The organism is Caulobacter sp. UNC358MFTsu5.1, assembly GCF_000712075.1.
Classification (GTDB): domain Bacteria; phylum Pseudomonadota; class Alphaproteobacteria; order Caulobacterales; family Caulobacteraceae; genus Caulobacter.
This window is the reverse complement of sequence record NZ_JONW01000013.1, coordinates 106827-133608: the sequence shown is the minus strand read 5'-3', so window position 1 is coordinate 133608 and position 26782 is coordinate 106827. Positions and strand designations below refer to the sequence as shown.

Annotated in this window: 28 protein-coding genes; 15 read left to right on the top strand and 13 right to left on the bottom strand. The window is 69.1% G+C overall.

The annotated features are described in order from the left end of the window. The first annotated feature begins 4 nt into the window (after window positions 1–4). The 4 genes from BR39_RS0124735 to BR39_RS0124720 all read left to right on the top strand — a co-directional run bounded on the left by BR39_RS0124735 (window position 5) and on the right by BR39_RS0124720 (window position 5003). A complete protein-coding gene (locus tag BR39_RS0124735) occupies window positions 5–784 on the top strand; it encodes a TatD family hydrolase (protein WP_029917242.1) in 780 nt (259 codons plus the stop codon). Beyond that, window positions 781–1584, top strand: a complete 804-nt coding sequence (locus BR39_RS0124730; RefSeq protein ID WP_029917241.1) for an MBL fold metallo-hydrolase — start codon at window positions 781–783, stop codon at window positions 1582–1584. Before BR39_RS0124735 ends, BR39_RS0124730 begins: the two co-directional genes overlap by 4 nt. 133 nt (window positions 1585–1717) lie before the next feature. Beyond that, window positions 1718–4303, top strand: coding sequence for a DUF4118 domain-containing protein (locus BR39_RS0124725; protein ID WP_369795691.1), 2586 nt, complete (start codon window positions 1718–1720; stop codon window positions 4301–4303). A 7-nt stretch (window positions 4304–4310) separates the two neighbouring features. Continuing rightward, a complete protein-coding gene (locus BR39_RS0124720; RefSeq protein ID WP_029917236.1) occupies window positions 4311–5003 on the top strand; it encodes a response regulator in 693 nt (230 codons plus the stop codon). A gap of 53 nt (window positions 5004–5056) precedes the next feature. Here the strand turns inward: BR39_RS0124720 and BR39_RS0124715 are convergent, their stop codons facing one another. From BR39_RS0124715 to BR39_RS0124685, 7 genes are all read right to left on the bottom strand, one after another. Then, window positions 5057–5251, bottom strand: coding sequence for a hypothetical protein (locus BR39_RS0124715; protein WP_029917234.1), 195 nt, complete (start codon window positions 5249–5251; stop codon window positions 5057–5059). Beyond that, entirely contained in the window at window positions 5251–5433 is a 183-nt protein-coding gene (locus tag BR39_RS0124710; RefSeq protein ID WP_029917232.1) for a hypothetical protein, read from the bottom strand. Before BR39_RS0124710 ends, BR39_RS0124715 begins: the two co-directional genes overlap by 1 nt. Beyond that, on the bottom strand, window positions 5430–5681 hold the full coding sequence (locus BR39_RS0124705) for a hypothetical protein (RefSeq protein ID WP_029917230.1): 252 nt from the start codon (window positions 5679–5681) through the stop codon (window positions 5430–5432). Before BR39_RS0124705 ends, BR39_RS0124710 begins: the two co-directional genes overlap by 4 nt. Before the next feature lie 116 nt (window positions 5682–5797). After that, on the bottom strand, window positions 5798–7081 hold the full coding sequence (locus BR39_RS0124700; RefSeq protein ID WP_029917229.1) for an alginate lyase family protein: 1284 nt from the start codon (window positions 7079–7081) through the stop codon (window positions 5798–5800). A 115-nt stretch (window positions 7082–7196) separates the two neighbouring features. Beyond that, window positions 7197–8657: an efflux transporter outer membrane subunit gene (locus BR39_RS0124695; protein ID WP_029917227.1), complete on the bottom strand. Its 1461-nt coding sequence runs from the start codon at window positions 8655–8657 to the stop codon at window positions 7197–7199. After that, window positions 8641–10179, bottom strand: a complete 1539-nt coding sequence (locus BR39_RS0124690; protein WP_029917225.1) for a DHA2 family efflux MFS transporter permease subunit — start codon at window positions 10177–10179, stop codon at window positions 8641–8643. Before BR39_RS0124690 ends, BR39_RS0124695 begins: the two co-directional genes overlap by 17 nt. Beyond that, on the bottom strand, window positions 10176–11261 hold the full coding sequence (locus BR39_RS0124685) for an HlyD family secretion protein (protein WP_029917223.1): 1086 nt from the start codon (window positions 11259–11261) through the stop codon (window positions 10176–10178). The genes BR39_RS0124690 and BR39_RS0124685 overlap by 4 nt, the downstream gene beginning before the upstream one ends. 145 nt (window positions 11262–11406) lie before the next feature. Between BR39_RS0124685 and BR39_RS0124680 the strand changes: the two genes are divergently transcribed. Together BR39_RS0124680 and BR39_RS0124675 are read left to right on the top strand one after the other, a co-directional pair. Then, window positions 11407–12375 carry a LysR family transcriptional regulator gene (locus BR39_RS0124680; protein ID WP_029917222.1) on the top strand — a complete coding sequence of 323 codons (969 nt, stop codon included), beginning with the start codon at window positions 11407–11409 and terminating at the stop codon, window positions 12373–12375. Between the two features lie 496 nt (window positions 12376–12871). Continuing rightward, window positions 12872–13114 (top strand): hypothetical protein, encoded by a 243-nt coding sequence (locus tag BR39_RS0124675; RefSeq protein WP_156035885.1) that lies wholly within the window; start codon window positions 12872–12874, stop codon window positions 13112–13114. 237 nt (window positions 13115–13351) lie between these two features. Here BR39_RS0124675 and BR39_RS25965 read toward each other — a convergent pair whose 3' ends face one another. Together BR39_RS25965 and BR39_RS0124665 are read right to left on the bottom strand one after the other, a co-directional pair. Further along, complete coding sequence (locus tag BR39_RS25965) at window positions 13352–14410, bottom strand: sensor histidine kinase (RefSeq protein ID WP_051696095.1); 1059 nt, start codon at window positions 14408–14410, stop codon at window positions 13352–13354. Between the two features lie 23 nt (window positions 14411–14433). Then, window positions 14434–15102 (bottom strand): response regulator transcription factor, encoded by a 669-nt coding sequence (locus tag BR39_RS0124665; protein ID WP_029917217.1) that lies wholly within the window; start codon window positions 15100–15102, stop codon window positions 14434–14436. Between the two features lie 512 nt (window positions 15103–15614). Here BR39_RS0124665 and BR39_RS0124660 point away from each other — a divergent pair. Then, entirely contained in the window at window positions 15615–16724 is a 1110-nt protein-coding gene (locus BR39_RS0124660) for a BamA/TamA family outer membrane protein (RefSeq protein ID WP_051696093.1), read from the top strand. A 90-nt stretch (window positions 16725–16814) separates the two neighbouring features. Then, complete coding sequence (locus tag BR39_RS0124655; protein WP_029917213.1) at window positions 16815–17240, top strand: EF-hand domain-containing protein; 426 nt, start codon at window positions 16815–16817, stop codon at window positions 17238–17240. A gap of 67 nt (window positions 17241–17307) precedes the next feature. On the opposite strand, the gene BR39_RS0124650 is transcribed toward BR39_RS0124655, so the two are convergent. After that, window positions 17308–18237 (bottom strand): HAD family phosphatase, encoded by a 930-nt coding sequence (locus tag BR39_RS0124650; protein ID WP_081916973.1) that lies wholly within the window; start codon window positions 18235–18237, stop codon window positions 17308–17310. Window positions 18238–18254: 17 nt separating this feature from the next. Further along, the gene (locus tag BR39_RS0124645) at window positions 18255–19229 is read right to left on the bottom strand and encodes a formylglycine-generating enzyme family protein (RefSeq protein ID WP_029917209.1); all 975 of its coding nucleotides are present in this window, start codon (window positions 19227–19229) and stop codon (window positions 18255–18257) included. Between the two features lie 270 nt (window positions 19230–19499). Here BR39_RS0124645 and BR39_RS26660 point away from each other — a divergent pair, with 270 nt between their 5' ends. The 7 genes from BR39_RS26660 (at window position 19500) to BR39_RS0124610 (ending at window position 25299) form a co-directional block, all read left to right on the top strand. Next, window positions 19500–19637, top strand: coding sequence for a hypothetical protein (locus BR39_RS26660; RefSeq protein ID WP_156035884.1), 138 nt, complete (start codon window positions 19500–19502; stop codon window positions 19635–19637). Continuing rightward, window positions 19634–20275 carry a hypothetical protein gene (locus BR39_RS0124635; protein ID WP_029917207.1) on the top strand — a complete coding sequence of 214 codons (642 nt, stop codon included), beginning with the start codon at window positions 19634–19636 and terminating at the stop codon, window positions 20273–20275. The genes BR39_RS26660 and BR39_RS0124635 overlap by 4 nt, the downstream gene beginning before the upstream one ends. Before the next feature lie 27 nt (window positions 20276–20302). Next, window positions 20303–21307: an HAD family phosphatase gene (locus tag BR39_RS0124630; RefSeq protein ID WP_029917206.1), complete on the top strand. Its 1005-nt coding sequence runs from the start codon at window positions 20303–20305 to the stop codon at window positions 21305–21307. A 137-nt stretch (window positions 21308–21444) separates the two neighbouring features. After that, the gene (locus BR39_RS0124625) at window positions 21445–22983 is read left to right on the top strand and encodes an arylsulfatase (protein WP_051696104.1); all 1539 of its coding nucleotides are present in this window, start codon (window positions 21445–21447) and stop codon (window positions 22981–22983) included. Window positions 22984–23192: 209 nt separating this feature from the next. Then, entirely contained in the window at window positions 23193–23798 is a 606-nt protein-coding gene (locus BR39_RS0124620; RefSeq protein WP_197026759.1) for a DUF4136 domain-containing protein, read from the top strand. Between the two features lie 96 nt (window positions 23799–23894). Then, window positions 23895–24599: a sigma-70 family RNA polymerase sigma factor gene (locus tag BR39_RS0124615; RefSeq protein WP_081916972.1), complete on the top strand. Its 705-nt coding sequence runs from the start codon at window positions 23895–23897 to the stop codon at window positions 24597–24599. Between the two features lie 82 nt (window positions 24600–24681). Beyond that, a complete protein-coding gene (locus BR39_RS0124610; protein ID WP_029917198.1) occupies window positions 24682–25299 on the top strand; it encodes a flavin reductase family protein in 618 nt (205 codons plus the stop codon). A gap of 8 nt (window positions 25300–25307) precedes the next feature. On the opposite strand, the gene BR39_RS0124605 is transcribed toward BR39_RS0124610, so the two are convergent. Both BR39_RS0124605 and BR39_RS0124600 read right to left on the bottom strand, forming a co-directional pair. Next, window positions 25308–25877: a hypothetical protein gene (locus BR39_RS0124605; RefSeq protein ID WP_029917196.1), complete on the bottom strand. Its 570-nt coding sequence runs from the start codon at window positions 25875–25877 to the stop codon at window positions 25308–25310. An 11-nt stretch (window positions 25878–25888) separates the two neighbouring features. Beyond that, the gene (locus BR39_RS0124600; protein ID WP_029917195.1) at window positions 25889–26668 is read right to left on the bottom strand and encodes a DUF2092 domain-containing protein; all 780 of its coding nucleotides are present in this window, start codon (window positions 26666–26668) and stop codon (window positions 25889–25891) included. Window positions 26669–26782 lie beyond the last annotated feature (114 nt).

Sequence of the window (26782 nt, the reverse complement as noted above, 5' to 3'; positions counted from 1 at the left end):
CCGAATGCTCATCGACAGCCACGTAAACCTGCACGCCCACCAGTACGACGAGGACCGCCAGGCGGTGATCGACCGCGCCCGCGAGGCCGGGATCGAACTGATGGTCACCATCTGCGACAAGATTCCGTCGTTCGAATCCGTCCATGCCATCGCCATGGCCAATGACGACATCTGGTGCACAGTCGGGGCCCACCCGCACGAGGCCAAGGACCATGTCGACCTGACCACCGCGCGTCTGGTCGAGTTGGCCGGCCGCCCGAAAGTGATCGGCATCGGCGAGACGGGCCTGGACTTCCACTACGACCTCAGCCCGCGCGACGTGCAGGCCGAGGTGTTCCGCGCCCACGTGGCGGCGGCCCGCCAGACCGGCCTGCCGCTGGTGGTCCACACCCGCGAGGCCGACGCGGTGATGGGCGCGATCCTCGAGGAGGAACACGCCAAGGGGCCGTTCAAGATCCTGATGCACTGCTACACCAGCGGCGCCGAGCTGGCGAAGCGGGCGGCGGCGCTGGGGGCGTGGTTCTCGGTCTCGGGCATCGCCACCTTCAAGCAGGCCCAGGACGTGCGCGACATCATCGCCGACATGCCGGCCGACAGGATCATCCTCGAGACCGACTGTCCGTACCTGGCCCCCGTGCCGATGCGCGGTCGCCGCAACGAGCCGGCCTATCTGCCCCACGTGCTGGACAAGCTGGCCGAGATCCGGGGCTGGACCCGGGCCGATGCGGAACAGCGCACCGAGGACGCCTTCTTCGCCCTGTTCGACCGGATCCCGCGCAAATGACCGGAAAGCTGGAGTTCACGATCCTGGGCTCCGGCTCGTCGGGCGGCGTGCCACGCGCCGACGGCAACTGGGGCGATTGCGACCCCGCCGAACCGAAGAACCTGCGCACCCGCTGCTCGATGCTGGTGCGCCGGCCTGGAAGCGATCCGGCGGCCGAGACCACTGTCGTCGTCGACACCGCCCCGGACTTCCGGCTGCAGGCGGTGAGGGCGGGGGTCAGGCGGGTGGACGCCTGCCTGTTCACCCACGACCACGCCGACCAGGCCCACGGCATCGACGACCTGCGCCCGTTCTTCCTGAACGCCCGCAAGCGCGTGCCGACCTATATGGACGCCTACACGACCGCCAGCCTGGAGCGGCGGTTCGACTACGTCTTCAAGAGCCAGGGCGGCTATCCGGCGATCTGCGACCCGCAGCTGATCGCGCCCCACGGCCAGGCCTGGGAGATCGACGGCCCCAGCGGCGCGATCCCGGTCACCACCTTCGACGTCGATCACGGCGAGATCCGCGCCGTCGGCTATCGCTTCGGGAACGTCGCCTACACCCCCGACGCCATCGGCTTTCCCGAGGAGAGCTGGGCGGCGCTGAGCGGCCTCGACGTCTGGGTAGTGGACGCCCTGCGCTGGACGCCGCACCCGACCCACGCCCATGTGGGCCTGGCGCTGGAGTGGATCGCCCGCGCCAAGCCGCGCCGCGCCATCCTGACCAATCTGCACATCGACCTGGATTTCAACGCCTTGGCGGCGAAACTTCCGCCAGGGGTCGAGCCCGCCTATGACGGCATGCGCTTCGAAGCCTGATCGCCTAGACTGTCCTCCTCCCCGGAGACTCGCCTTGCCCGCCGACGCTTCCGACACGAACCGCCCCGATCCGGAGGCGCTGCTGGCGGCCGCCAACCGGGCGGGCCGGGGGCGGCTGAAGGTGTTCCTGGGCATGGCCCCGGGCGTGGGCAAGACCTACGAGATGCTGCGCGCCGCCCGCCGCCGCAAGGCCGACGGCCAGGACGTGCTGATCGGCCTGGTCGAGACGCACGGCCGTCGCGAGACCGAGAGCCTGCTGCGCGGCATGGACGTGCTGCCCCGCAAGCCGATCGATCACCGCGGCCACGTGATGATGGAGTTCGATCTCGACGCGGCCCTGGTCCGTAAGCCGGCCCTGCTGCTGGTCGATGAGTTCGCCCATTCGAACGCCCCGGGATCGCGCCATCCCAAGCGTTGGCAGGACGTCGAGGAGCTTCTGGCCGCCGGCATCGACGTCTGGACCACCCTGAACGTCCAGCACCTGGAGAGCCTGGTCGACGTGGTCCAGCGCATCACCGGGGTGCGCCAGCGCGAGACGGTGCCCGACAGCGTCCTGTCGCGGGCCGACGCCATCGAGGTGATCGACATCACCCCCGACGAGCTGCGCGAACGGCTGGGGGAGGGCAAGGTCTATGTGCCCGAGACCGCGCGCCTGGCCTCGGAGAACTTCTTCAAGGTCGAGAACCTCACGGCCCTGCGCGAGCTGGCCCTGCGGCGCGCGGCCCAGACCGTGGACGACCAGCTGGTCGCCGCCATGCGCGAGAAGGGCGTCGAGGGCCCCTGGGCGGCGGGCGAGCGCATCCTGGTGCTGGTCGGCGGCGACGCCATGGCCGCCAGCCTCGTGCGGGCCGGCCGGCGGCTGTCGGACATGATGATGGACGCGCCGTGGACGGTGACCCACGTCGAACGCCTCGACCATCCGGTCACCGGCCCTGCGGCGACGGAGCGGCTGCGCGACGCCCTGAAGCTGGCCGAGCAGCTGGGCGGCTCGACCGTGGTGCTCAGCGGGGCCGACATCGTCGCCACGGTGATGGCCTACGCCCGGCGCAACAACGTCACCCAGATCGTCATCGGCAAGTCGGCCGACAGCCGTTGGCGCGAGCTGCTGGGCCGGTCCCTGGCCGCGGCCCTGCTGCGCGAGGCCCGGGGCGCGGCGATCCACGTCGTCACCGAGGCCACCCACGAGCCGGTGGTCGAACCGCCCAAGCGCAGACCGGCGGCGGGATGGACCGCCTATCTGCTGGCCGCCGGCTGCGTGGCCGCCGCGACGGCGGTGGCCTGGGGCCTGGACGTGGCTTTCGACCGCGTGGACTTGGGGATGATCTTCCTGGCCGCCGTGCTGGCGGCCGGCGTGCTGCGCGGGCTGCGGCCCGCCCTGGCGGCGGCGACCGTGGCCTTCCTGGTCTACAACTACATGTTCCTGGAGCCGCGCCATTCGTTCGCCATCGGCGCGCCGACCGACTTCCTGACGCTGATCGTGTTCTGGGCCGTCGCCCTGGCGGCCGGCGGCCTGGCCGGGCGGGTGCGGGACCAGGGCCGCGACGCCCAGCGGCGGGCCTCGGCGGTCTCGGCCCTGCTGGCGGCCAGCCGGACCTTCTCGGCGGCCGCCGGACGCGAAGCCGCCGCCAAGGCCCTGGCCGAGCAGACCGCCGCGGCCGTGGGCGCCAAGGCCGTGGTGCTGCTGCCGACCGGCGGCGAGCTCCAGACGACCGCCGGCGCCCCGACGCTGGACGAGCTGGACGCCGCGCCCATGGCCGCCGCCCGCTGGGCCTGGGAGAAGGGCGAGGCCGCCGGGTTCGGCACCGGCACCCTGCCTCAGACCCGCTGGACCTTCTGGCCGCTGGAAGGCGTGCGCTCGCGGGCGGGCGTGGCCGGGATCGAGGCGGGGGCCATGGCGCCCGGCTCGGAGGACGAGCGCCTGCTTCTGGCGCTGCTGGAGCAGGGCGCGGTGGCCCTGGAACGGGCCGAACTGGCGACCGAGGCGGTCGAGACCGAGACCCTGCGCCGCGCCGACCGCTTCCGCTCGGCCCTGCTGAACTCCATCAGCCACGACCTGCGCACGCCGCTGTCCACGGTGCTGGGCGCCTCCACCACCTTGCTGGACTTCGGCAAGGGCATGACCACGGCGGTGCGCGACGACCTGCTGATCAGCATCCGAGAGGAGGCCGAGCGGCTGAACCGCTATGTCGGCAACCTGCTGGACATGACCCGCCTGGAGGGCGGGGCCCTGCGGCTGCGCACCGATTGGACCGACGTGCGCGACGTGCTGGGGGCGGCCGCCGACCGCGTCTCGCGCCGGCTGGCGACCCGGACCCTGACCCGCGACTTCCCGGTCGAGCTCAGCCTGGTGCGGGCCGACTCCAGCCTGCTGGAGCAGGCCGTGGTCAACATCCTGGAGAACGCCATCGCCTACAGCCCGCCGGCCACCCGCATCGAGATGGCCGCCTACGAGGATCGCGCCAACGTGGTGATCAGCATCGAGGACGAGGGCAGGGGCATCCCCACCGCCGAGCTGGAGCAGGTGTTCGAGAAGTTCCGCCGCATGGAGGAGCCCACCGACCGCAGCCAGGGGGCGGGCCTGGGCCTGTCGATCTCGAAGGGCTTCATCGACGCCATGGGCGGACGCATCGCCGCCGCCAGCCCCATCCACGACGGCAGGGGCACGCGCATCCTGATCAGCCTGCCCAAGGCCGTCGCGACTCCGCATCATCTGCTATGAGCGCCTGATGTCCGCCATCCGACAACGCATCCTGATCATCGACGACGAGCCGCAGATCCACCGATTCCTCGGCCCGGCCATGGACGCCGCCGGCTACGAGCCCCTGCGCGCCGACAGCGGCCAGGAGGGGCTGCGCGGCATCGCCCTGTGGTCGCCGGACGCCGTGGTGCTGGACCTCGGCCTGCCCGACATGGACGGCAAGGAGGTGCTGGAGAAGGCTCGGGCCTTCTACGACGGCCCGATCGTCATCCTCTCGGCCCGCGACCGCGAGCCCGAGAAGATTCAGGCCCTGGACCTGGGCGCCAACGACTATGTGGAAAAGCCGTTCGGGGTCGGGGAGTTGCTGGCGCGTCTTCGCGTCGCCCTGCGCCAGCGCGGCGCCGCGCAAGGTCCGGTCGCGCCGATCCGGGCCGGGGCCGTCGAGATCGACCTCGAAAAGCGCCTGGTGACCCGCGACGGCGCCGTGGTGAAGGTCTCGCCGCGCGAATACGACGTCCTGGCCCGCCTGGCCCAGGCGCGCGGCAAGGTGCTGACCCACAAGGACCTGCTGACCGCCGTGTGGGGTCCGGCCCATGCCCACGACACCCAGTACCTGCGGGTGTTCGTCGGACAGCTGCGGCAGAAGCTCGAGGCCGATCCCTCGACGCCGAAGATGATCCTGACCGAGCCCGGCATCGGCTATCGGTTCATCGGGGACTAGGGATCACATGAAGTCCAGGAACAATAACGCCTGAAATTCAGCGGCCTGCGGCCTCAATCGGAGTCTTGGTGACCCGCCAGGGCGGCGACGCCGTCGTTGGTGATCACCCAGCCGCCGCCGTTGCGCTCCGCCAGGCCCAGATCGGTCAGGACGCGGGCGTCGGCGATGTTGATCCAGTCGACCGCCTCGCCGGCCTTCTTGCGGGCCAGGTTCTTCAACGCCACGAGCTGGCCCGGTGAAAGCGTCATCACCGGCCGCCCGCCAGCGGATCGGGCGAAATCGCCGCCCGTCGACCATGCACCCGCTCGAGTTCCTGCTGCATCCTCAGGACCTGGCCGCCCAGGCTGGTGACGTCGTCCTGCAGTTGGGCGTTACGGCGCTTGAGATAGTCGTTCTCCCGGCGCAAGGCCTGAGCTTCCTCGTCGGTCATCGGTCGGCTCCGGCCGCGTCCCGGGCGGGGACCGCCCGGATCACGGCCCGCAGCAGCGCGACGCGATAGGCGGATATTCCGGAGGCCTTGAGCTCCAGGCGCGCGCCCTCGGCGATCCGCCCCTGGTGGCGATTGCCCAGGAACATGGTCTCGGCGCGGATTTCCTGCGCGGTGATCCGATGGATGCCGAGGAGTTCGAGCAGGGCGGTCCAACGCGTCGTCTCGCGCGTGTCCGGGTGGTCGGACATGAAGTCCTTTCAGGCCGGCGATCCCGCATGGCGCGGGGCGATCACGGGCGCCGCCCACTATAGCGCGCCCGTCGCCCAATAGCTCTGGGGCTTTTTCGGATCGCCCCTGGAAAGCCTCACGGCTTCGGCGCGACCACCAGGCGGCTGAGGTTGGCGGGATAGCGCTGGGCCAGGGCGTCGGCCTTCTCGGCCAGCGCCTTGTCGCCATAGGCGTTCGCGGCGGCCGCGAACAGCGGCAAGGCCTCGGACGAGGCGTCCTCGGGCTTCAGCTCCGGATACGGGAAGCTGGCCTCCCGGCCCACATAGGGCGCCAGGAAGTCGAACGCCGCGCGCAGGCCGCGACCGTCGGCGGTCCGGTAGCGCCAGAGGTCCAGGTCCACGCACCGCCCGAACTGCGCCGTGCCGACCAGGGCTTCAAGGGCGAAATAGCTGTAGTGCAGGGCGCGGGTGCGGGTCAGCTCCAGCGGCAACGAGCCGTCCGGCGCGACCTGGGTCGCGATCCGCCGCGCGCCGGCCTCTGCCACGACCCGGCGGGCCACGTCGTCCTGGCGGGCGAACAGCGAGAACCCGGCCAGCTGGTAGTCGAACCAGATGCCGTGGTTGTTGGCGGCGGCCTGCTCCTCGCGCCCGTTCGGATCGGTGCGCATCCAGGTCGTGTAGTCGGCGAACCAGCGCTCCAGGCCCTTCTGGCCGGCGTCCGACAGCGCCTTGGACGGCGCCAGGAGCCCGACGCCCTCGATCACCCTCAGCAGGCGGTAGGTGTCCAGCACGCCCTCGGCCCGTCCCGTGGTGCGCCCCGGCACGCCCTGGGCGTACTTCGTGTTGGGGTTCATCCGCGTCGCCGGGTCCAGGAACCAGACGCGCAGCAGCTGGGCGGCCTTGGTCGCGTAGCGGGCGTCGTCGGTGAACCAGTAGGCCAGGGACAGGGCCTCGACCGAGGCGCTCATGGCGTCCAGGTCGGTGACGTCGAACGCGTTGGTCGACCGCTCCGGATTGAACTCGCCGTCGCGGCGGATGTAGGGCTCGCCGTTCGGCTTGGCGGGATCGGGCCACCAGTAGGGGCCCATCGAGATGTAGTCGTGCTTGTCGCCGCTGGGCGGGGTGCGGGTCTTGTCGACGACGGTATAGGTCGGGCCGGCCAGGGCCGCGTCGGCGCGCTTGATCACCGCCGCATAGGCCGGCGCGATCGCGGGGTCGGTCCGGTGCGCCTTGGCGTATCGCAGGGCCTCGGGGCTCCAGCGGAAGGTGCGGAGACCGCCGAACGCCGCGGCCGTCCCGTCACCGCCCTTGCAGACGCCGGCCGGCGCGGCAGGGACCACGGGCTCGGCGGCCAGGGCCTGGACGGCGACGCCCAGCGACAACAGGGCCGCAAGGCCGACGACAGCCGTTTTCGCGCGCATACACCGATCTCCCGACACCTCGACGCACTCTGGAGTCGGCGCCGCTTGGGCGCACCATAGCGGGCTGGGCCGGCCGCACAAGCAACTGGCCTGACCAGATTTCGAATTTGGTCAGTTAGGTCGCCGCGCTTCGCCAATCGGCGCCCGACGCCGCGAACAGGCGCACCGCGTCGGCCAGGCGTTGCCCCTGGGCGCGCACCCGGGAGGCCTGGATCTCGTGGACGCGGCGCTGGGCGTCGAGCACCTCCAGCAAGGTGCCGCCGCCCTTGTCGTAGGCGACGCGGGCCAGACGCAGGCTTTCGCCGGCCTGGGCTTCGGAACGGCCGTAGGCGGCGATGGCCGCGTCGTCGGCGTTCAGGGCCGAGAGGGCGTCGGCCACCTGGGCGAAGGCGGTCAGCACCGTCTGCTGGTAGCGGGCCGACGAGGCCACGGCCTCTTCGCGCGCCTGCTGCCGGCGGGCCTTCAGGGCGCCGCCGTTGAAGATCGGCGCGGTCAGGCCGCCGCCGACGCTCCAGGCGGTGGCGTCGTAGAAGAAGAAATCCGACGGGTTCAGCGAGCCCTGGGTCAGGGACGCGGTCAGCTTGACGTTCGGATAGAGGTCGGCGGTCGCCACCCCGATGTCGGCGGTGGCGGCGTGGAGGTCGGCCTCGGCGGCCAGGATGTCGGGGCGCTTGCGGACCAGGGCCGAGGGCAGGGCGACCGGCACGGGCGCGGCCAGGTTCAGTTCGGCCAGGGTGAAGTCCGGCGCGGTCCAGTCGGCGGGCGTGTGGCCGACCAGCAGGGCCAAGGCGTGGCGCGCCGCGGCCAGCTGCCCCTGCAGGGGCGGCAGCAGGGCGCGATCCTGCTCCAGCTGGCTCTGGGCCGAGACCCGCGCCGTGGCGGTCGAGCCGCCCAGGACGTTGGCGCGATGGACCAGGTCGATGTTCGCCTGGTCGGCGGCGATCATCTGGTTCACCGCGTCGATCTGGGCGTTCAGCGTGGCGATGGTCAGGGCCTGGAGGGCGACGTTGGCCGTCAGGGTCAGATAGGCCGCGTCGCTCCGCCGGCCTTGCGCCTCGGCCCGCGCCGCCGCGCCTTCGATGCGGCGCTTGTTCCCGCCGAACAGGTCCAGGTCGTAGCCGACGGCGCCGCCCACCGAATAGAGGTTGAAGGTCGGGTTCTCCAGCTTGACGTCGCCGAAGCTGGTGAAGCCGAAGGCCTGGAGGTTGGCGCGCTCGCGGTTCACCCCGGCCGTGGCGTCGACCTGCGGACCGGCCGCGCCGCGCGCCTGGGCCAGGGCGGACTGGGACTGCCGCAGGGTGGCGTCGGCCTCGGCCAGGGTGGGGCTGTCGGCCAGGGCCTGGCGGATCGTGGCGTCGAGGGCCGGCGAGCCGAAGGCGTTCCACCAGGGCCCGACCGAGGCGGCGGCGTCCAGACGGGCCTCGGCGGGCGTGGCCTCGCCGGCGGCCGCATAGCCGGCGGCCTTGGGCGCGGCCGGCTGGGCGAAATCCGGACCCACGGTCGTGCAGGCGCCGGCCATCACGGCCAGGCTGACGGAAGCGGCGAGGGCGGCGAGGCGTTTAGTGTTCGGCGACATGGACGGTCTCTTCCCCCGGGGTCTTCTTCTTCGGGGTTCGCATCAGGAGGATCATGGGGGCGCAGAGGATGGTGATGCCCAGCATCAGCTGGAAATCGTCGATGTAGGACAGCATCGAGGCCTGCTTGGTGATCTGGCCGTTGAACCGGGCCATGCCCTCGATCGTGGCGAAGACCTGCGGCGCATAGGCCTGGAACAGCGGATTGTCGGGTCCCGCGTGGGTGATCAACACCGCGTGGTGGGTCTCGATGCCGCTGACGAAGCGGGCCTGCATGATCGAGATGCCGGCCGCCGAGCCGATGTTGCGGATCAGGGCGAACAGGCCCGCGCCCTCGGCCCGGTGCTGCGGCTTGACCGTGGCGAAGGCGATGGTGCTGAGCGGGACGAAGATCAGGCCGGTGCCGACGCCCGACAGGAAGCCGGAGACGATGATCAGGTGGGTGTCCATGCCCAGGCTGAACTGGGTCATCATCCACAGCGACACCGCGCTGACCGACAGGCCGACCAGCAGGATCAGCTTGATGCTCATCCGGCCGATCAACTGGCCGACGGCGAACATCGCCAGGAACGAGCCGATGCCGCGCGGCATGCTGACCAGACCCGTGAAGGCCACCGGATAGCCCAGCAGGTTCTGCATCATGGGCGGCAGCAGGGCCAGGACGCTGTACAGCAGGATGCCGATGAAGAAACCGAACACGCAACAGGTGACGAAGTTGGTGTCGGCCAGCAGGGCGCGGTCGACGAACGGCTTCTTCGCCGTCGCCAGCTGCACGCCGAAGATCCACAGCGAGATGATCCCGACGATCAGATAGACCCAGATCTCGCTCGACCCGAACCAGTCCTGGCTGGGACCGCGGTCCAGCATCATCTGGAAGCCGCCGATCGCCAGGGCCAGGCTGGCGAAGCCCAGCACGTCGAACCGGCGCTTCTCGGCGCTCTTCTTCTCGGACAGGAACAGGAAGACGCCGGCGAAGGCCAGGATGCCGATCGGCAGGTTGATGAAGAACACCCAGCGCCAGTCGAGGTTGTCGGTCAGCCAGCCGCCCAGCGCCGGTCCCAGGATCGGGCCCAGCACCGCGCCGGCGCCCCAGATGGCCATGGCCGAGCCGTGCTTCTCGGGCGGGTTGATGTCCAGTAGCACCGCCTGGGACAGCGGGATCAGGGCCGCGCCGAACAGGCCCTGCAGCAGGCGGAACAGCACGATCTCGACCAGGCTGCCGGCGATCCCGCACAGCATCGAGGCCGCCGTGAAGCCGGCGATCGACACCAGGAAGACCATCTTGCGCCCGATGCGGTCGGCCAGGAAGCCGGTCAGGGGCGTCATGATCGTCGCGGCGACGATGTAGGAGGTCAGCACCCAGGTGATCTGCTCGGCCGAGGCCGAGACGCTGCCCTGGATGTGCGGCAGGGCGACGTTGGCGATCGTCGTGTCCAGCGAGTTCATGATCGTCGCCAGCATGACCGAGATCGTGATCGCGACCCGATTGGCCGCGTCGCCCTTGCCGTTGCCGGCGCCGGTCATTTCGCGCTCGCATCCTTGGCGGATCGGACATCGACCTTGGCCTTGGCGCTCAGGCCCGCGCTGAGCTGCGGGACCTCCTCGTCGAGGGCCAGGCGCACGGGCAGGCGCTGGACCACCTTGACCCAGTTGCCGGTGGCGTTCTCGGGCGGCAGCAGGGCGAAGCTGGAGCCGGTGCCGGGGCTGAAGCTGACGACGTGAGCCTTCAGCACGCGGTCGTAGGCGTCGACCTTGATCGTCGCCGGTTGGCCGATACGCATGTGGGCTAGTTGGTCTTCCTTGAAATTGGCCTCGATCCAGGGCCGGCCCGAGACGAGCCAGAACAGGGTCTGGGAGGCGGCGACGCGGTTGCCGACCTGGAGCTGCTCGACCTTGGTGACCACGCCGTCGGCCGGCGCGACGATGGTGGCGTAGCTGAGGTCCAGCCTGGCGCGGTCCAGGGCGGCCTTGGCCTGCATGACCTTGGGCTGCTGGTCCGCGGCTACGTCGACCCGGCCGCCGATGTCGGCCAGGGCCGAGGCGATCTGCTGGCGGACCACCGCGACCTGGCGGCGGGCCTGTTCGGCGGCGTGGGCGGCTTCGTCGGCCTGGGCCTTGGTGGCGACGCCGGCGGCGGCCAGGTCCCGCTGGCGGACCGCCTCGCGCTCCGTATAGGCGACCGTCTCCTGGGCGGCGGCCAGGTCGGCGTTGCGCTGCTCGTAGACGGCGCGCGACCCCTGCGTCTCGAAGCGCGCGGCGGCCAGGGCCGCCTCGGCCTGGGCGACCGCGACCTGGAAGTCCGACGGATCGAGCCGGAACAGGACCTGGCCCTTCTTGACCGCCTGGTTCTCGCCGACCTCGATCTCGATCACCCGTCCCGCCACGCTGGGGCTGATGGCCGCGCGCGCCGCCTGGACATAGGCGTCGTCGGTGGTCTCGAACTTGCCGCCGGTCAGGACGAAGAACGCCACGACGGCCAGGACGATCAGCGGGCCGCCGATCATCAGCGGCCAGCGCAGTCTCTGGCCCAGGGTGCGTTGCTGACGCTTCCGGGCCGCGTCTTCCTCGACCTCGGCGATCGCCTGATAGCCTTCCGCGTCGCTCACGCAATACTCCACGCCCAAGCGGCCGGCGCTCGCGCCAGCCGCGGTTCTCGTCCGGTTTGAGGGGAAGGGCCGGGGAGGGCCTTACCTTGACCGGGAGATAGGACTCCCAAGGTCATGAGCAAAATGATATTCCGTCACGGATATCATGAACGATGCGCATTTCAGAACCCTCGACCTCAACCTGCTGCGGGTGTTCGACGCCCTGCTGGAGGAGGAGAGCGCGACGCGGGCGGGCTCCAAGCTGGGCCTGACCCAGTCGGCGATCAGCCACGCCCTGGGCCGTTTGCGCCTGTCGCTGGGCGACGAACTGTTCGTCCGCGGCCCCTCCGGCCTGCAGGCGACGCCGCGCGCGGTCGAGATGGGCGGACCGGTCCGCGCGGCCCTGAAGATGCTGGAGGCCGCCGTCACGGCCTCGCGCTTCGATCCCACCGTCGATCAACGCACCTTCCACATCAGCGCCAGCGCCTATCTGTGCTCGGTGCTGATGCCGGGCGTGGTCCGGCGCGTCCAGGTCCAGGCGCCCGGCGTGAAGCTGCGCATCCGGGGGATCGAAGGCCCCCTGGCCGAGGACCTCGACCACGGCCGGCTGGACATGGTGATCGGCGGCTTCGAGCATGTCGCGCCGCGCTTCCTGCACAAACCGCTGTTCACCGAGACCGGCGTCTGGGTGATCCGCGTCGACCATCCGGTCGCCTTGGCCGCCGGTCCGGACGGGATCACGCCGCAGGCCCTGGCGGGCGTTCCCTATCTGGTCGTCTCCGGCGGCCAGGAGAACGAGGAGATGCGGCGGGGATCGCGGCGCGAACTGGGCCTGAGGCGCATCACCAGCTGGAGCGACGACTACGCCCTGCCGTCGACGCGCGGGCTGAAGGGGCCCGTGACCGTCCCGGACGCGTCCTCGGCCCTGGTGATGGTCAGCCAGACCGACATGGCGGCTTTGCTGCCCCGGCGCCTGGCCACCCTGGCCGCCGACCGCGGCGCCGTCGTCCTGGTGGAGCCCAGCCGCCATCCCGAGCCGGCCCAGTTCGGCGCGGTGATCCGGGGCGGCGAGAGCGAAACCGGTCCCGTGGCCTGGCTCATGCGCCTGGTGGCCGAGTCCGCCGCCGAGCTCTGAAGGCCGCCGTCTGGCCCCGCACCCCGTTGCGCAATCTCCACAGTTTGACGGAAAACCCTGAACCCCTATCACTCAGTAGGTCGTTTTCCGGGTGTCGAAGCGGGGTTCGCCTGATTTCAGATCGCTCGGGACGCCCTGATAAGGGTGGACGGTCCAGAAGAAACATCCCACGCATTATACGAATATGTGTTTGTCGCGCGGTCCCCGCGTAGCGAGGACGGCGCCGCGAACGTCGCGCGCCGTTCGCTCTGGTCCGGGAGAATTCACGACGGGTCGGCTGACCGCTTCTCTTTTCAGCCGCGCCGCCGCACTAATTAGCTTCTTGAACGACCCAAATAACGTTTCGCCCGTTCTACTCTGATGTCGTCCTGGGATTCGCCTACGGGGAGTCGGTCGTGGCGCAGCTTGATCTTCATGGCTACCGTCGAACCATCGCCAAGACCCGATCGCGTTCCGTCCCTATCCGTTGGCGCCCTGCCTCCTCAGCGACATGCCGATGACAAATCTTGAGATCCGAGTCGCCGCGTTGCAGTTCCTGAGCCTCCGCCTGTGCGCGGCGCTTTCGCTCGAGCAGCTCGAGGAGATCCGACAGTCGACCCTGGACGGGGTGAGGGCGTCGGACGTCGAGTCGATGCAGATGCAGTCGGAGTTCCTGAAGCTGCTCGACGACGCCATCGACCGCGCCCGCCAGAAGCAGGCCGCCACCACCGCGATCAAGAGTTCGGTTCACCTGGCCTGAGCATTTCCCTCGGCCATAAGGGTTTTCGCGCCTCTTCCTAGGGTTTGACCTGATGGCGCTCGCGTCGGCGCGGCGGCAATCTGGACCTGCTCGCGCGTCAAGGCGTCACCCCCGATTTCCCTTGGCAAGCTCCGGTTCGCTCATCCCCCAAGAGCGCGGCCGTGGTTGCGGGTCGAGAGCCGGCCCACATGTCCCGACGCATGTGATGGGCCGGCTCTCCCACGCCTTCTCGTCAGATCAGTCCTCGCCCTCGGGCAGGAACGGCACCCAGGCCTCCAGGGCCAGGCCCGGTTCGGCGTTGCGCAGGGTCAGATGGCCCTTGAGGAATTCGAGGCGCAGACGCATGCCTTCCAGCCCGACGCCGGACGCGCCGCCCCGCCGAGGCGGCAGGCCGGAGCCGAAATCGCGGACGGCCAGAAGCACCATCTCGCCGGCGATCCTCAGCCTGACCAGCGCCTGCTGGCTTCCGGAATGGCTGTGGATGTTGGCCAGGGCCTCCTGCACCACGCGGTACAGCGCGATCTCCGTGGCGTGGGAGAGCCGAGGGAAGTCGTCCGGGATGTCGATGGTCACCGCCACGTCGGCGCGTCGCGAGAACCCGGTCGCGAACTGCCGGATCGCCGCCGCCAGCCCCAGATGCTCCAGGGCCGGCGGATGGAGCAGGTAGGCGAAGCTGCGGATTTCGTCCAAGGCGTTGGACAGCAGCCCCGACACCTCGTCGCGGACCGCGTTCGTGCTGGCCGGATCCCGGGCGTCCAGACGCCGCAGCATCAGCTTGGCGCCCGCCAGGTGCTGGGCGGTGCTGTCATGCAGTTCCCGGGCGATGCGCCGCCGCTCGGCGTCCTCGGCGAGCAGCAGGCGCGCCGTGGCCTCCCGCAAGCCCAGCTCGGCACGGCGCTGAATCGAGATGTCCTCGTGGGCCACGATGAGAAAGGGCCGATCCAGACGCCCGACACGCACGGCCGACAGCTTGACCCAGCGGGGACCGGCGTCCAGCGGCATGACGTATTCGTGCCGGAAGGGGCCGCTCCCGCCGGCCAGCAGCGCCCGAAGACCGGCCGCCACCGCGTCGCCGCCCGGCGTGCCCAGCCGATCGCAGAAGCCGATATAGTTGCAGCCTATGGCGTGATCGACGGCCTTGACGTCGTTGAGGTCGAGGAACTGAACCCACGCGTCGTTGACCGCCAGGATCTCGCCGGACTCGTCGATGACCGCGACGTTGGCCGTGAACGCGTCCAGGGCGGACTCGAAGAACGCCGGGTCGAAGCCGCCGGCCATGCGCTTGCCCGTGTGCATTCAGCGGCGCCTTGGGATGGAGGCTAGGCCTCGATCAACTTGTTGCGGATCGCATAGCGCACGATGTCCGCCAGCGAATGGGCTCCCAGCTTTCGCATGATGTTGCCGCGGTGGCTCTCGACGGTCTTGACGCTGATGTCGAGCATCGAGGCGATGACCTTGTTGCTGCGGGACTCGGCGAGGAGCTGGACGATCAGCAGTTCGCGCGTCGTCAGGGTCTCCGACCCTTCGATGACTTCCCCCAGGCCATGCCCGCCGGGCGAGAGATAGCCGCGCAGCACCGCATCGGTGATCCCGGGGCAGAAGTAGGGCTTGTGGTTCAGCAGCGAGGCCACGGCGGCGATGATGTTGTCGGTCGAGGCCGACTTGAGCACGAAGCCGCGCGCGCCGGCGCTGAACACCTCGCGCACCAGCTGTTCGCTGTCGTGCATGGTGAAGATCAGCAGCTCGGTGTGGGTCTTCAGCTTGCGCACGTCGCGGGCGACGATGACGCCGCTGAGGTCGGGCATGCTGATGTCCAGGATCATGACGTCCGGGACCAGCTCCTTGGCCAGACGAACGGCGTCGCGTCCGTTGGAGGCCTCTCCGCAGATCGTCCAGCCGGGCTGCGACTCCAAGGCTTCGCGCAGCCCCGCCCGGACGATCGAATGATCGTCGGCGAGCAGGATGGTCGGCGCGCTAGGCACGGGCATCGTCAGTTCTCGCTCCGATAGTAATTCGCATTATAATTGTCAGCTTTTAGACGAAATGCTCGCTGAATTTTCCGCGAGAGGTTGTGAAACACCCCATCACCGGCGCTTTTGATCGCGCGGTGGACTGGGGTGATTAGGTTGGGGAATAGAGGTTCGCCGACGCGATCGGCCCGATCGACGCCCTGGTGAACGCTGGGGGTTTTTCCGCCGAGAACCTCGGCGAAACATCCAATCCCCCGACAAACAAGCGCCGTCCCGGTGAAGGCCGTGGCGACTCTAGGCATTTTGACAGCTCTTCCCTCTACCCGGGAAGCACGGTTGCAGCGCTCCGTCACTCTAATCTACCCGGTAAAACCCTTAGTCGCCCTCCCTAAATCCCCCGATGGTTTGGCGCTTGGGGCAATCCATCCGGGAAATACTGGGGCTTCCACAAGGGGGGCTAGGACTTCACCTGATTGTTCGGCTCTGACCAGCGCCCAAAGTTGACGGGATAAAGCCGAAGGCCGTCCGTCATGCGAAGCCTGCTCCTTTGCGGAATTCTGATCGCTTCGCCAGCCGCCTCATGGGCGCAGGACGTCGAGACCTCCGCCACCAGCCTGCGGACGCCGGCCGAACAGGTCGGCAGCATGAAGCCCAGCTTCGTGGTCATGCCGATCCCCTTGTCCAATCCCGCCATCGGTAGCGGCCTCGGGGTGGTGGGCCTGGCGCTCTACAAGCCGAGCGGATCGGCCCGCCCCTGGACCAGCGGCGCCGGCGGCCTCTACACCGACAGTAAGAGCTGGGCGGTGGCCGCGTTCCAGAAGGCCTATCTGGGCGGCGACAAGTACCGGGTCACCGCGGGGGCGGGGACCGGGGTGTTCAACGTCGACTACTTCGGCATCGGCTCGGACGCCGGCTCCGACGGACGATCGATCGAGCTGGAACAGAAGACCACGGGCGGGGTCGTCGAAGGGCTCATGCACGTGAAGCAGCACGTCCACGCGGGCCTGCGCTTCCGCTACATCAAGATGGACTCGACCTTCAAGACGACGAGCCTCCTGCCGCAGTTCGAACTGCCCGACATCGAGCTGCAGAGCACTGTCTCGCAGCTCGGCCCGGCCATCGAGTACGACACCCGCGACAGCGAGTACTATCCACGGTCCGGGACCTACGCCAGCGGCCAGTGGCTGGTGTCGTCCGACAACCTCGGCAGCGACTTCGACTATTCGCGCCTCACCGCGGCGGTGAACGGCTATCACGACGTCAACGACAGGACCGTGGTGGCCTGGCGCGGATCGGTCTGCCGGTCCACCGACGGCGGGCCGTTCTACGACCTCTGCAACTATGGCCAGAGCAACGACCTGCGCGGCTACACCGCCGGCCAGTATCGCGACCACGCCATGTTCGCGGTCCAGGCCGAGGTCCGGCGCAAGATCTACGGACGCTTCGGGGCGGTGGCCTTCGCCGGGGTCGGCGAGGTGGCCCCCGAGTTCGCCAAGTTCAACACCAAGGACCTGCTGCCGGCGGCCGGGATCGGCGTCCGCTTCGAGGCGTCCACCAAGTACCACCTCAACATGAGCGTCGATTACGCCGTCGGGGACGGCTCGTCGGCCCTCTACTTCTATGTCGGCGAGGCCTTCTGATGGTCGGCGCGCGTCCCGTCGCGACGACTCAGCCACGCGACCGTCCGCTTTCCCCGGGGCCGAGGCCCCATTCCCCTGGAGGTCTGTAGGATGCGTAGACTGGTTCTCATCACCGCCGTGGCGCTGCTCTCGGCGTCAGCCGCGAACGCCCAGCAACTGCTCGCCGACTCCAACAAGGACGGCAAGGTGACGCAGAAGGAATATCAGGACAGCCGCCGGACCTTCCTGATGCGCGCCGACAAGGACAAGGACGGCAAGCTCAGCAACGCCGAGTGGACCAAGGGCGCGGAACTGGTGAAGGCGCAGGTCCGCGACGAGGGCGTCGACGGCTGGCCGAAGATCGGCAAGGCCGGGCTGTTCGGCATCCTCGACACCGACAAGGACGGCTTCGTCACCCCGGCGGAGATCGACGCCTATTACGGCCCGCGGTTCGCCACCTTCGACACCAACCACGACGGCGTCGTCACCCGGTCGGAAGCCAATGCGGCCGAAAAGGCGGCCCGCAAGGGCGGCTGATCGCCGCTCGAGCGGCGCATCACGGCCCGTCGACGGGAGTCGACGGGCCGTTGTTCCGTCCGGCGGCCTAGAGGGTCTTGTCGCGGAACAGCCGCGACCAGTCGTCCTTCATGCTGACGACCGTCCAGCCGCGCTCGATCGCCGTGCTCAGGGCCACGTCCAGCTTTCCGACGTGGGTGTCCTTGTCGTAGGCGTATTCGCGCTCGGCGTCGTCGTGATGCAGCAGCATGGGCAGCCGCCGGCCGGGTCCCGAGGCGGTGTATTCCAGCATCGCCAGGTCGCCGTCGGAATTGCCGAACGCCAGGATCGGCCGCCGGCCGATGTGCAGGGCGATATTGACCGGCTTCTCCGCGTATTCGTTGAACGACTGCAGTTCGGGCAACTTGCGGATCTCGCCGCGACGGCCGTTCAGCCGGAATTCGGTCTTGCCGCTGGAGCCGATCACCCGCTCGCGCGGCACCCCGTAGGTCTGCTCGCTGAACATCCGGACCACGTCGATCCCGCCGGCCGTGACGATGAAATTCCGGAAGTCGTTGGCCGCCAGATAGGCCAGCAGCTCGCGCATGGGCTGGTAGGCGAGGGCGGGGTAGGGACGGTCGAAGCGGGGGTGCCGGGCCTCGGTCAGCCAAGTCGCCACCTCCAGGGCGAACGACTCCTCGGTGGCGTGGGCGTGGAGATGCAGCAGGAGCTCGACCACCTCCTGCTTTCCACAGGCGGCCAGCGCCGGCAGGTCCTGGTTGACGAAAGCCTGGAACACCGGCTTGGCGGCCAGTTCGGGGTGCGACGCCGCCATGGTCTTGGCGCGGTCCAGGGCGAACATGCCCTGGGCGTAGAGGGGATGCTCCACCCAGAGGGTGCCGTCGTTGTCGAACACGGCGATGCGGTCGGCGGGCGCCACGTAGTCTCGGCCGCCGGGCCGCGTGACCCGCGCCACGAAGTCCAGGATCTTCCGCCTGGGCGAGGTGTCGGACCAACTCGGTAACGGGACTTTGGTCATGGTCGCCTCCGAGCGGCTCAGACGCGGGATCTGACGATGCAGCGGAACCCCACGTGCGAGGCCGAGGTGTCGATCGGCTGCGCGTGCCGCGCCGCCGGCCGATAGCGCTTGCAGTAGCTCGGCGCGCACAGGTGCGAGCCGCCCTTCAGCACCTTCCGGGGGATCGGAAGCCCCCCGGGTTCGCGGCTGTCCTCCTCGGATCCGCCTCTAGGATTCTTGGCCGCGCAGCAGCGGGGCGTTCCGCTTTCCGCGTCGGGCGTGGACCACCAGTCCGCCGTCCACTCCCAGGTGTTGCCGATCATGTCGTGGAGGCCGTGGCCGTTGGCCGGATAGGCGCCGACCGGCGAGGTCCTGGCCCAGCCGTCCTCCAGGGTGTTCTGGTGCGGGAACGCGCCCTGCCAGGTGTTGGCCATGTGCCGGCCGTCCTGCAGGAAGGTGTCGCCCCAGGCGTATTCGGCGCCGTCCAGCCCTCCGCGCGCCGCCAGCTCCCATTCCGCCTCGGTCGGGATCTCCAGCCCCGCCCACTCGGCGTAGGCCACGACATCGACCCAGGCGACGTGGACCACCGGGTGGTCGCCCAGCCCCTCGAGATCGCTCGCCGGACCATACGGATGACGCCAGTCCGCGCCCTGGACGAAAGCCCACCATTGCAGGTGATGGCGCAGGTCGACCGCGTTGCGCGGCGGGGTGAACACCATCGAGGAGGCCACCAGCAACGCCGGATCGGCGCCGGGATAGTCCTTCGGATCGGGCGGCAGTTCGGCGAAGGTGACATAGCCCGTGGCGTTCACGAACTGGGCGAACTGTCGATTGGTGACCGGATGGGGGTCGATCCAGAACCCGTCGACGGCGACCCGGCGCGCCGGCCGCTCCTCCGGATAGTGATCGTCGGACCCTATGGTGAACACGCCGCCGGGAATCCAGACCATCGCTTCGCGCAGGGGCCTGCGCCAGACCTTGGGGGAGGGAGCGGTACCGTCGAGATGCTTCATCCTGCTCCCCTTCGACCCCAGCGGCCGTCGGCGTCGAAGGCGGGCGCGCAAGTCCGCATGGCCCACCGTCGCCGCGAGATTTTAAAAGGGATCATGGGCGGGGACGCTGATCGATCAGGCGATCCCCCGGGGCTCGAAGGGAAGATTCCCTACCGATCCGACCATCCGTGCTGGTTTCACCCCGAGCGCCTCGGCGCTTCGCCGGATAGCGTGCGCGCGGCAAAGGCCCTTTGCTTACGCCCCTGGAAGCCCGTCACCCCGAGGTCGTGCATGGAGCTGCTGCTGCGGGATTGCGCCGGCTCCGTCGCGCCGGCCGCCGAGCTCTGTTCGGCGCTCTGCATCGCGGTCGGCATGGTGGAAACCCTGGTTCGGGCCGCCGGGGCCGAAGAGGCGAGGGCGCGGTCATGAGCGAACGGTTCGATCGCGCCTGGTTCGTCGAGGTCTCGGCCGCCCTGGTGATCTCGCTGGCCGCCGCCATGACCTCGTGGGTCGGCTTCCAGGCGGCCCTGTGGGACGGCGAGCAGGCGTCGCACTACGCCCAGGCCGGGGCCGCGCGCGCCGAAGCCACCGCCGCGGTCTCCGCCGGCGGGCAGCTGCAAACGGCGGACCTTCTGATGTTCCAGGGCTGGCTCAACGCCGCCGCCCAGGACGAGCCCGCCCTCCAGGCCTTCTACCGGCAGCGCTTCCGGCCCGAGTTCGCCACCGCGTTCGAAGCCTGGACCAGGACCGAGCCGCTGACCGATCCGGCGGCGCCGGCGTCTCCGTTCGTCATGCCCGAATACCGCTCGGCCCGGCTGGACCAGGCCCAGCGGCTGCAGAAGCACGCCGACGAGCAGTTCGCCCAAGGGCAGAGGGCCAACGACATCGGCGACCGCTTCGTGCGCGCCACCGTGCTGCTGGCCGTGGCGCTGTTCTTCGGCGGCATCGGCCAGACGTTCAAGTCGATCACGATCAAGGGCGTGCTGGTGGCCCTGGCGTTCCTGGTCTGTCTGGCGAGCGGACTCCTGGTCGCCAAGCTGCCCATCCTCGAGCTGAAGTTCTTCTAGTCACGACCAACCTGTCCAGGAGGTGACATGTCTCTTTCCACACGCAGAACCGTCCTCGCCGGGCTCGCCGCCTCATGGGCGCTGGTCGCGACCCAAGGCGCGGCGGCGGCGCCCGCCGATCCACTGCCCTCGTGGAACCCCGGCCCCGCCAAGACCGCGATCACCGGCTATGTCGCGCGGGTCACCCGCCAGGGCCCCGACTTCGTGCCGCCCGCCGAGCGGATCGCCGTCTTCGACAACGACGGCACGCTGTGGGCCGAGCAGCCGATCTATTTCCAGTTCGCCTTCGCCCTGGAGCGGATCAGCGACCTGGCCGCCAAGAATCCGTCGCTGCGGCAGAACCCGGCCATCGCGGCGATCGCCGATCGCGATCAGGCGGCAATCGTCAAGCTGAGCGAGAAGGACCTGTTCGAGGCGGTGCTCGCCGCCCAGGCCGGCCTGACGACGGAAGAATACCAGGCCGTGGCCAAGGCCTGGCTCGACCAGGCCCGCCATCCCCGGTTCAAGACGCCCTACACGGCGCTGACCTACCAGCCGCAGCTGGAGCTGCTGGCCTATCTGCGCGGCGCGGGCTTCAAGACCTATATCGTCTCGGGCGGCGAGGTCCGCTTCATGCGGACCTTCGCGGAGACGTCGTACGGCATCCCGCCCGAACAGGTCATCGGCACGACCCCCACCACCAAGTTCGAACTGCGGGACGGGAAGGGGGTCCTCGTGGCGCAGCCCGCGCTGGGCAGCCTGGACGACGGTCCCGGCAAGCCCGCCAACATCGACCTGCACATCGGCCGCCAGCCGCTGGTGGCGGTCGGCAATTCCGACGGCGACCTGCAGATGCTGCAGTACTCGGCCTCCAGCACGCGTCCCAACCTGCAGATCCTGGTCCATCACGACGACGCGGTGCGCGAATACGCCTACGACCGGCAGTCGAAGATCGGCAGGCTGGACAAGGCCTTGGACGAGGCCTCCGCCCGCGGCTGGACGGTCGTCAGCATGAAGAGCGACTGGAAGACGGTGTTCGCGGCCAAGCCCTGACGGCTCCAGGAAATGCGGCCGCGCGACTAGGGTGAACCCCGCGCGCGCGCCGGGGGTCCCGTCGATACTCCTCGTCCGGGCGGCGTGATGAGGTTCGGCCGCCCCGTGTCCTGGGGCGCGACCGCAGGATGACCGTCATGCCCAAAGGAAAACCCAATATCCTCGTCATCTGGGGCGACGATATCGGCATCAGCAACCTGAGCTGCTACTCGCACGGCCTGATGGGTTATCAGACCCCGAACATCGACCGCATCGCCAAGGAAGGCATGATGTTCACCGACAGCTACGGCGAGCAGTCCTGCACCGCCGGTCGGTCGTCGTTCATCACGGGGCAGAGCGTCCTTCGGACGGGCCTGTCGAAGGTCGGCGCCCCGGCGTCACCGATCGGCATGAACGACAAGCTGGTGACCATCGCCGCGCTGCTGAAGGAGCAGGGCTACGCCACCGGCCAGTTCGGCAAGAACCACCTGGGCGACCTGAACCACATGCTGCCCACCAACCACGGGTTCGACGAGTTCTTCGGCAATCTCTACCACCTCAACGCCGAGGAAGAGCCGGAGATGTACGACTACTATCCGGACAAGGACTTCCCGAACTTCAAGAAGAAGAACGGCCCGCGCGGCGTCATCCACTCGTGGGCCACCGACGTCGACGACCCCACCACGCACGAGCGCTGGGGCAAGGTCGGCAAGCAGAAGATCGAGGAAACCGGCCCGCTGACGAAGGAACGGATGGAGACCTGCGACGACGAGTTCGTCGAGAAGGCCACCGCCTTCATCAAGAAGCAGCAGGCCGACGACAAGCCGTTCTTCGTCTGGCTGAACACGACGCACATGCACATGTTCACGCACACGAAGAAGTCCAGCCTGGGCCAGGCCGGCCGCTGGCAGTCGCCCTATCACGACACCATGATCGACCACGACAAGAACGTCGGCCAGATGCTGGACCTGCTCGACGAGCTGGGCCTGGCCGAGGACACCATCGTGGTCTACTCGACCGACAACGGGCCCCACCGCAACAGCTGGCCGGACGGCGGCATGACGCCCTTCCGCAGTGAAAAGGACACCAACTGGGAAGGCGGCTTCCGCATTCCCGAACTGATCCGTTGGCCCGGCAAGATCAAGGCCGGCGTGGTGTCCAACGAGATCGTCCAGCACCACGACTGGCTGCCGACCTTCCTGGCCGCCGCCGGCGAGCCGGACATCGTCGAGAAGGTCAAGAAGGGCGTCACCGCCTGCGGCCGCCAGTACAAGAACCACATCGACGGGGTGAACCTGCTGCCCTACCTCACCGGCGAGGTCGACAAGAGCCCCCGCAACCTGTTCGTCTACATCAGCGACGACGGCGACATCCTGGCCATCCGATACGACAACTGGAAGGCCGTGTTCATGGAGCAGCGCCTGAAGGGCACGATGGGCATCTGGGCCGAGCCGTTCACGCCGCTGCGGCTGCCCAAGCTGTTCAACCTGCGGACCGATCCGTACGAGTTCGCGGACATCACCTCGAACAGCTACTACGAGTGGTTCCTCTACCACGCCTACATCATCTACGGCGCCTGGGCGGTCGCGGATCAGTTCGCGGCGACCTTCAAGGATTTCCCGCCGGTGCAGAAGCCCAACACCTTCACCATCGGGGACGCGGTCGCCAAGTTGGCCGAGGCGCAGGGCGGCGGCTGACCGGCCTCGCATCCCTGATTTTCCAAGGGCCGGCGGAGAAATCCGCCGGCCTTCTTGTTGCCGCCGGGCCACGCCCCGCTCAACTCAAGGGATTACCCCTTACAGCCAGGGTTTCACCTGATTGAGGCCGCTCCGCGCCGGGCTGAGAGTTCAGACGGCGCCGCGCGAAACATAAGACGGGACGCCGCAGTCGAGCAGGAGTCCGTATGATGTCCTCCAGGTTCTTGGCCCGAGCCTTCCTCGCCGCGGCGGTCGCCGCGTGCCTGCCCCTGGCCGCTTGCGAAAGCCCGGGCGGAAAGGTCTCGGTCCTCACCGGCACGACGCCGCTTTCCGGCTCGACCTACGCCTGGGCCCCCGCCCAGACCGAAAGCGGCGACCCGCGCGTCGACAACGACATCATGCGCGAACGCATCCGCACCGCGATCGACACCAACCTGGCCGCCAAGGGCTACCGTCAGGTCGACGCGGCCCAGGCCAAGCTGCTGGTGTCCTACCATGTGGGCCTCAAGAGCGGGACCGACTACTCGGCCACCAGCATGGGCGGCGGCCCCGGCATGGCCTGCGGTGTTCGCGGCTGCATCGGCGGCTACGGCTGGGGCATGTACGGCGCGCCGATGGACGTCGACGTCCGCGCCATCAACTACACCGAAGGCGCCGTGATGCTGGACCTGGTCGACACCGCCAGCGGCAAGCTGGCCTGGCGCGCCATCTCGCAGAAGCGGGTCGACGAGAAGGACGCCACCCAGGACGGCCTGAACGCCATCGTCGCCGACATGGTCAAGACCCTGCCGCCCGGCGCGCCGCCGGCGGGGTGAGCCGCGGACATCGACCTTGGCCTCATCCCCGCGATCTTCTTCCCGAAGCTCGGCCCCCTGAAGCTGATCCCCGCCATCTGATTTCCGGAGTTCCATATGACGGACCGCAGCCCGACCGAGAAACTGCTCGAGACCTCCGCCCGCTGGCGCGGGTCGAAGGCCGAGGTCGCCGCCGAACCCCGCAGCTTCGCGGCGCCCGCCGACCGCCCGCCGCCGCTCGACGAGGACGACTTCAAGCGGCAGGTCGTGGAGAGCATCCCCGTCCTGCGCTCATTCGCCCGCGGCCTGTGCGGCGACATGGCCAGAGGCGACGACCTGGCCCAGGACGCGCTGCTGAAGGCCTGGCAGCATCGGGCCCAGTTCACGCCCGGCACCAACTTCAAGGGCTGGATCCTGAAGATCGCGCGGAACCACTTCTACTCGCAGCGTCGGCGCGTCTGGCGGGAAACGCCCCTGGACACGACGATGAGCGCCCAGATCCCGGCGGCCGGGACCGACCAGGTCCAGTCCCTGATGCTCAACGACCTCCGCAACGCCCTCAACGCCCTGAGCGACGAGCAGCGTGAAGCCACGATCCTGGTCGGGGCGGGCGGCTTCTCGCATCGGCAGGCGGCCGAGATGTGCGACGTGCCCGAAGGGACGATGAAGAGCCGGGTCTGCCGGGCGAGGGCCAAGCTGGCGGCCATGCTGGAACACGGGGAGGTGACCCACGACGCCGAACCCGCCTGGCTGGCGGCCCAGCTGATCATGGCCGAGCTGTCGACTCTTTCCAGCGCTCGGATCGATCAGAACCGGGCCTGAGCGATCAGCCATCGCCGAGCGGTGACGACTGGCGGCTCGCGGCGCGTCCTCCTAAGAGGGGCGTCGGCAAGACGAGGCGTCCATGACCGCGATCCATTCCTACGACCCCAAGACCGGCCACGGGCTGAAGCACGATCCGCTGAACGCCATCGTCGCGCCGCGCCCGATCGGCTGGATCTCGACGGTCAGCGCCGCCGGGGTCCGCAACCTGGCGCCGTACAGCTTCTTCAACGCCTTCAACTACCGGCCGCCGATCATCGGGTTCTCCAGCACGGGCTGGAAGGACTCGGTGCGCAACATCGAGGAGACCGGGCAGTTCGTGTGGAACCTGGCGACGCGGCCGCTGGCCCAGGCGGTGAACGCCACCTCGGCGATGGTCGCCCACGAGGTCGACGAATTCGAGCTGGCCGGCCTGACGGCGGCGCCGTCCGTGCGGGTCGCCGCGCCGCGCGTCGCCGAAAGCCCCGTGGCGTTCGAATGCCGGCTGACCCAGATGATCCGCCTGACCGACGCCGAGGGCGCGCCGATCGACGCCTGGCTGACCCTGGGCGAGGTGGTGATGGTCCATATCGACCAGGCGCTGCTGATCGACGGCGTCTACGACACCGTGGCCGCCGAGCCGATCCTGCGGGCCGGCGGCCCCGCCGACTACTTCGGGATCGATCCGGCGGGCAGGTTCCAGATGTACCGGCCGACCTGACGGCTCCGTCAGCCCGGTGCGTTGACCACCACGTATTCGACGTTGGTGCCGGAATAGCGCGGCGCGTACCAGGTGCTGCCGCATTGCGAATAGCTGATCCCGTTGACCACCACGGTCGAGCAGCTGGGCGGGACGCTGTAGACGACCGAGCCGACGACGGCGGCGGTCACGGCGGCCGTCGCGCCGATGGCCACGCCGGTGGCGATCGGATGATAGTCCCAGCCGTCGCGGTAGCCGTAGTGGTTGTCGACGTTCACGTTGACGTTCCGGTTGATGTTGGTGTTCCGGTTGACGTTGCGATTGGCGTTGACGTTGTGATTGACGTTCGAGCTGGCGTTGGCGCGGACGTTCCGCCCACCGCCGCCGCCACCGCCGGCCGGCCGGGAGGCGGCCGCCGGACGCGCGCCCGCATGCCCCCCGCCGCCGCCGCGCCGCTGGCAATCGGCGGTCGACGCGGATTTCGGGAGCAGGCTCTGGCCGGCCAGGATGTCGGCGGCGAACACCGGGGCGGGCGCGGCCAGGCCCAGAACGGCGACCGTCGCCGTCAGCGCCATGGCCTGTTGCTGGATCTTGTTCATGGTCTCGACCCTCATTTCGTCGCGCCGGCCGCCGACAGGTCGGCGACGGTGATGCGATGGGCGTTGGCGGGCGGGTTGAAGGTGTAGGCCGCCTGGGCCGGCGCCTTGTCGTCCCAGGTCATGACGGCAGTGTACTGCGGCTGGGCTTGGTCCTGGGTGGTGGTGATCACCATCTTGCAGGGGAGGGCGGGACCATCGCTGCGGATCCACACCTGCCAGTCGGCCGCCGCCTGGCGGAAGGCGTAGTGTTCGCAGGCCACGCCGCCCACCTTCTCGGGACCGACGTCGAAGCCCGACTGGATGCGGGCGGTCAGGGCCGGATCGACGCCCAGCTGGAACAGATCGGCCAGCGGGATTTCGACGCCGTACTTGTCGCTGATCGTGGCCACCGTGGCGGCGATGGTCGGCGGCGCGGGCACCGAGGCGTAGTAGCCGACCTTGGGCGCGAACAGCGTGACTGACTTGCCGTCGTAGTAGATCTCCCGTTCCTTATGGTCGAAATCCATGTGGATCTTGAAGCCGCTGGGCCGCAGGGCCTCGATCTTCAGATCGCCGCCGTACTGCAGCTTCTGGCCGCTATCCAGCACCTGTTCGGTGGTCACGTCGGCCGTGAGGGTGAAGGCGTTCAAGGCGCGCAGGGCCTCGCCCATCTTGTTCAGGGCGGCCAGGGCGTCGGGATCGGGCTTGGCGGCCGCGGGCGCCGGCTTGGTCTGAGCCTGGGCGGCCACGCCCAGCCCGATGGCCAGCGGCGCCGCCACCGCGCCGGCCAGCAACTTTCGAAACACGCTCATGGGTCTTGGCCTCCCGGCCGGGTCCGTTGAAGACCGGCAGGATGGGCGCGAGGCCCCGACCCTGGATATCGAGGGATTGCCCTAGGCGGGCTCCTCCAAAATCCTCATTTCGCG

Excerpts from the sequence above, each read along its gene's own strand:
- BR39_RS0124710 (WP_029917232.1), bottom strand. The coding sequence starts at position 5,433 with ATGACCGACGAGGAAGCTCAGGCCTTGCGCCGGGAGAACGACTATCTC.
- BR39_RS0124715 (WP_029917234.1), bottom strand. The coding sequence starts at position 5,251 with ATGACGCTTTCACCGGGCCAGCTCGTGGCGTTGAAGAACCTGGCCCGC.
- BR39_RS25965 (WP_051696095.1), bottom strand. The coding sequence starts at position 14,410 with ATGCACACGGGCAAGCGCATGGCCGGCGGCTTCGACCCGGCGTTCTTC.
- BR39_RS0124690 (WP_029917225.1), bottom strand. The coding sequence starts at position 10,179 with ATGACCGGCGCCGGCAACGGCAAGGGCGACGCGGCCAATCGGGTCGCG.
- BR39_RS0124680 (WP_029917222.1), top strand. The coding sequence starts at position 11,407 with ATGAACGATGCGCATTTCAGAACCCTCGACCTCAACCTGCTGCGGGTG.
- BR39_RS0124650 (WP_081916973.1), bottom strand. The coding sequence starts at position 18,237 with ATGACCAAAGTCCCGTTACCGAGTTGGTCCGACACCTCGCCCAGGCGG.
- BR39_RS0124705 (WP_029917230.1), bottom strand. The coding sequence starts at position 5,681 with ATGTCCGACCACCCGGACACGCGCGAGACGACGCGTTGGACCGCCCTG.
- BR39_RS26660 (WP_156035884.1), top strand. The coding sequence starts at position 19,500 with ATGGAGCTGCTGCTGCGGGATTGCGCCGGCTCCGTCGCGCCGGCCGCC.
- BR39_RS0124725 (WP_369795691.1), top strand. The coding sequence starts at position 1,718 with ATGGCCCCGGGCGTGGGCAAGACCTACGAGATGCTGCGCGCCGCCCGC.
- BR39_RS0124615 (WP_081916972.1), top strand. The coding sequence starts at position 23,895 with ATGACGGACCGCAGCCCGACCGAGAAACTGCTCGAGACCTCCGCCCGC.
- BR39_RS0124600 (WP_029917195.1), bottom strand. The coding sequence starts at position 26,668 with ATGAGCGTGTTTCGAAAGTTGCTGGCCGGCGCGGTGGCGGCGCCGCTG.
- BR39_RS0124695 (WP_029917227.1), bottom strand. The coding sequence starts at position 8,657 with ATGTCGCCGAACACTAAACGCCTCGCCGCCCTCGCCGCTTCCGTCAGC.
- BR39_RS0124655 (WP_029917213.1), top strand. The coding sequence starts at position 16,815 with ATGCGTAGACTGGTTCTCATCACCGCCGTGGCGCTGCTCTCGGCGTCA.
- BR39_RS0124620 (WP_197026759.1), top strand. The coding sequence starts at position 23,193 with ATGTCCTCCAGGTTCTTGGCCCGAGCCTTCCTCGCCGCGGCGGTCGCC.
- BR39_RS0124610 (WP_029917198.1), top strand. The coding sequence starts at position 24,682 with ATGACCGCGATCCATTCCTACGACCCCAAGACCGGCCACGGGCTGAAG.
- BR39_RS0124675 (WP_156035885.1), top strand. The coding sequence starts at position 12,872 with ATGACAAATCTTGAGATCCGAGTCGCCGCGTTGCAGTTCCTGAGCCTC.
- BR39_RS0124700 (WP_029917229.1), bottom strand. The coding sequence starts at position 7,081 with ATGCGCGCGAAAACGGCTGTCGTCGGCCTTGCGGCCCTGTTGTCGCTG.
- BR39_RS0124630 (WP_029917206.1), top strand. The coding sequence starts at position 20,303 with ATGTCTCTTTCCACACGCAGAACCGTCCTCGCCGGGCTCGCCGCCTCA.
- BR39_RS0124665 (WP_029917217.1), bottom strand. The coding sequence starts at position 15,102 with ATGCCCGTGCCTAGCGCGCCGACCATCCTGCTCGCCGACGATCATTCG.
- BR39_RS0124730 (WP_029917241.1), top strand. The coding sequence starts at position 781 with ATGACCGGAAAGCTGGAGTTCACGATCCTGGGCTCCGGCTCGTCGGGC.
- BR39_RS0124720 (WP_029917236.1), top strand. The coding sequence starts at position 4,311 with ATGTCCGCCATCCGACAACGCATCCTGATCATCGACGACGAGCCGCAG.
- BR39_RS0124635 (WP_029917207.1), top strand. The coding sequence starts at position 19,634 with ATGAGCGAACGGTTCGATCGCGCCTGGTTCGTCGAGGTCTCGGCCGCC.
- BR39_RS0124645 (WP_029917209.1), bottom strand. The coding sequence starts at position 19,229 with ATGAAGCATCTCGACGGTACCGCTCCCTCCCCCAAGGTCTGGCGCAGG.
- BR39_RS0124660 (WP_051696093.1), top strand. The coding sequence starts at position 15,615 with ATGCGAAGCCTGCTCCTTTGCGGAATTCTGATCGCTTCGCCAGCCGCC.
- BR39_RS0124735 (WP_029917242.1), top strand. The coding sequence starts at position 5 with ATGCTCATCGACAGCCACGTAAACCTGCACGCCCACCAGTACGACGAG.
- BR39_RS0124605 (WP_029917196.1), bottom strand. The coding sequence starts at position 25,877 with ATGAACAAGATCCAGCAACAGGCCATGGCGCTGACGGCGACGGTCGCC.
- BR39_RS0124625 (WP_051696104.1), top strand. The coding sequence starts at position 21,445 with ATGCCCAAAGGAAAACCCAATATCCTCGTCATCTGGGGCGACGATATC.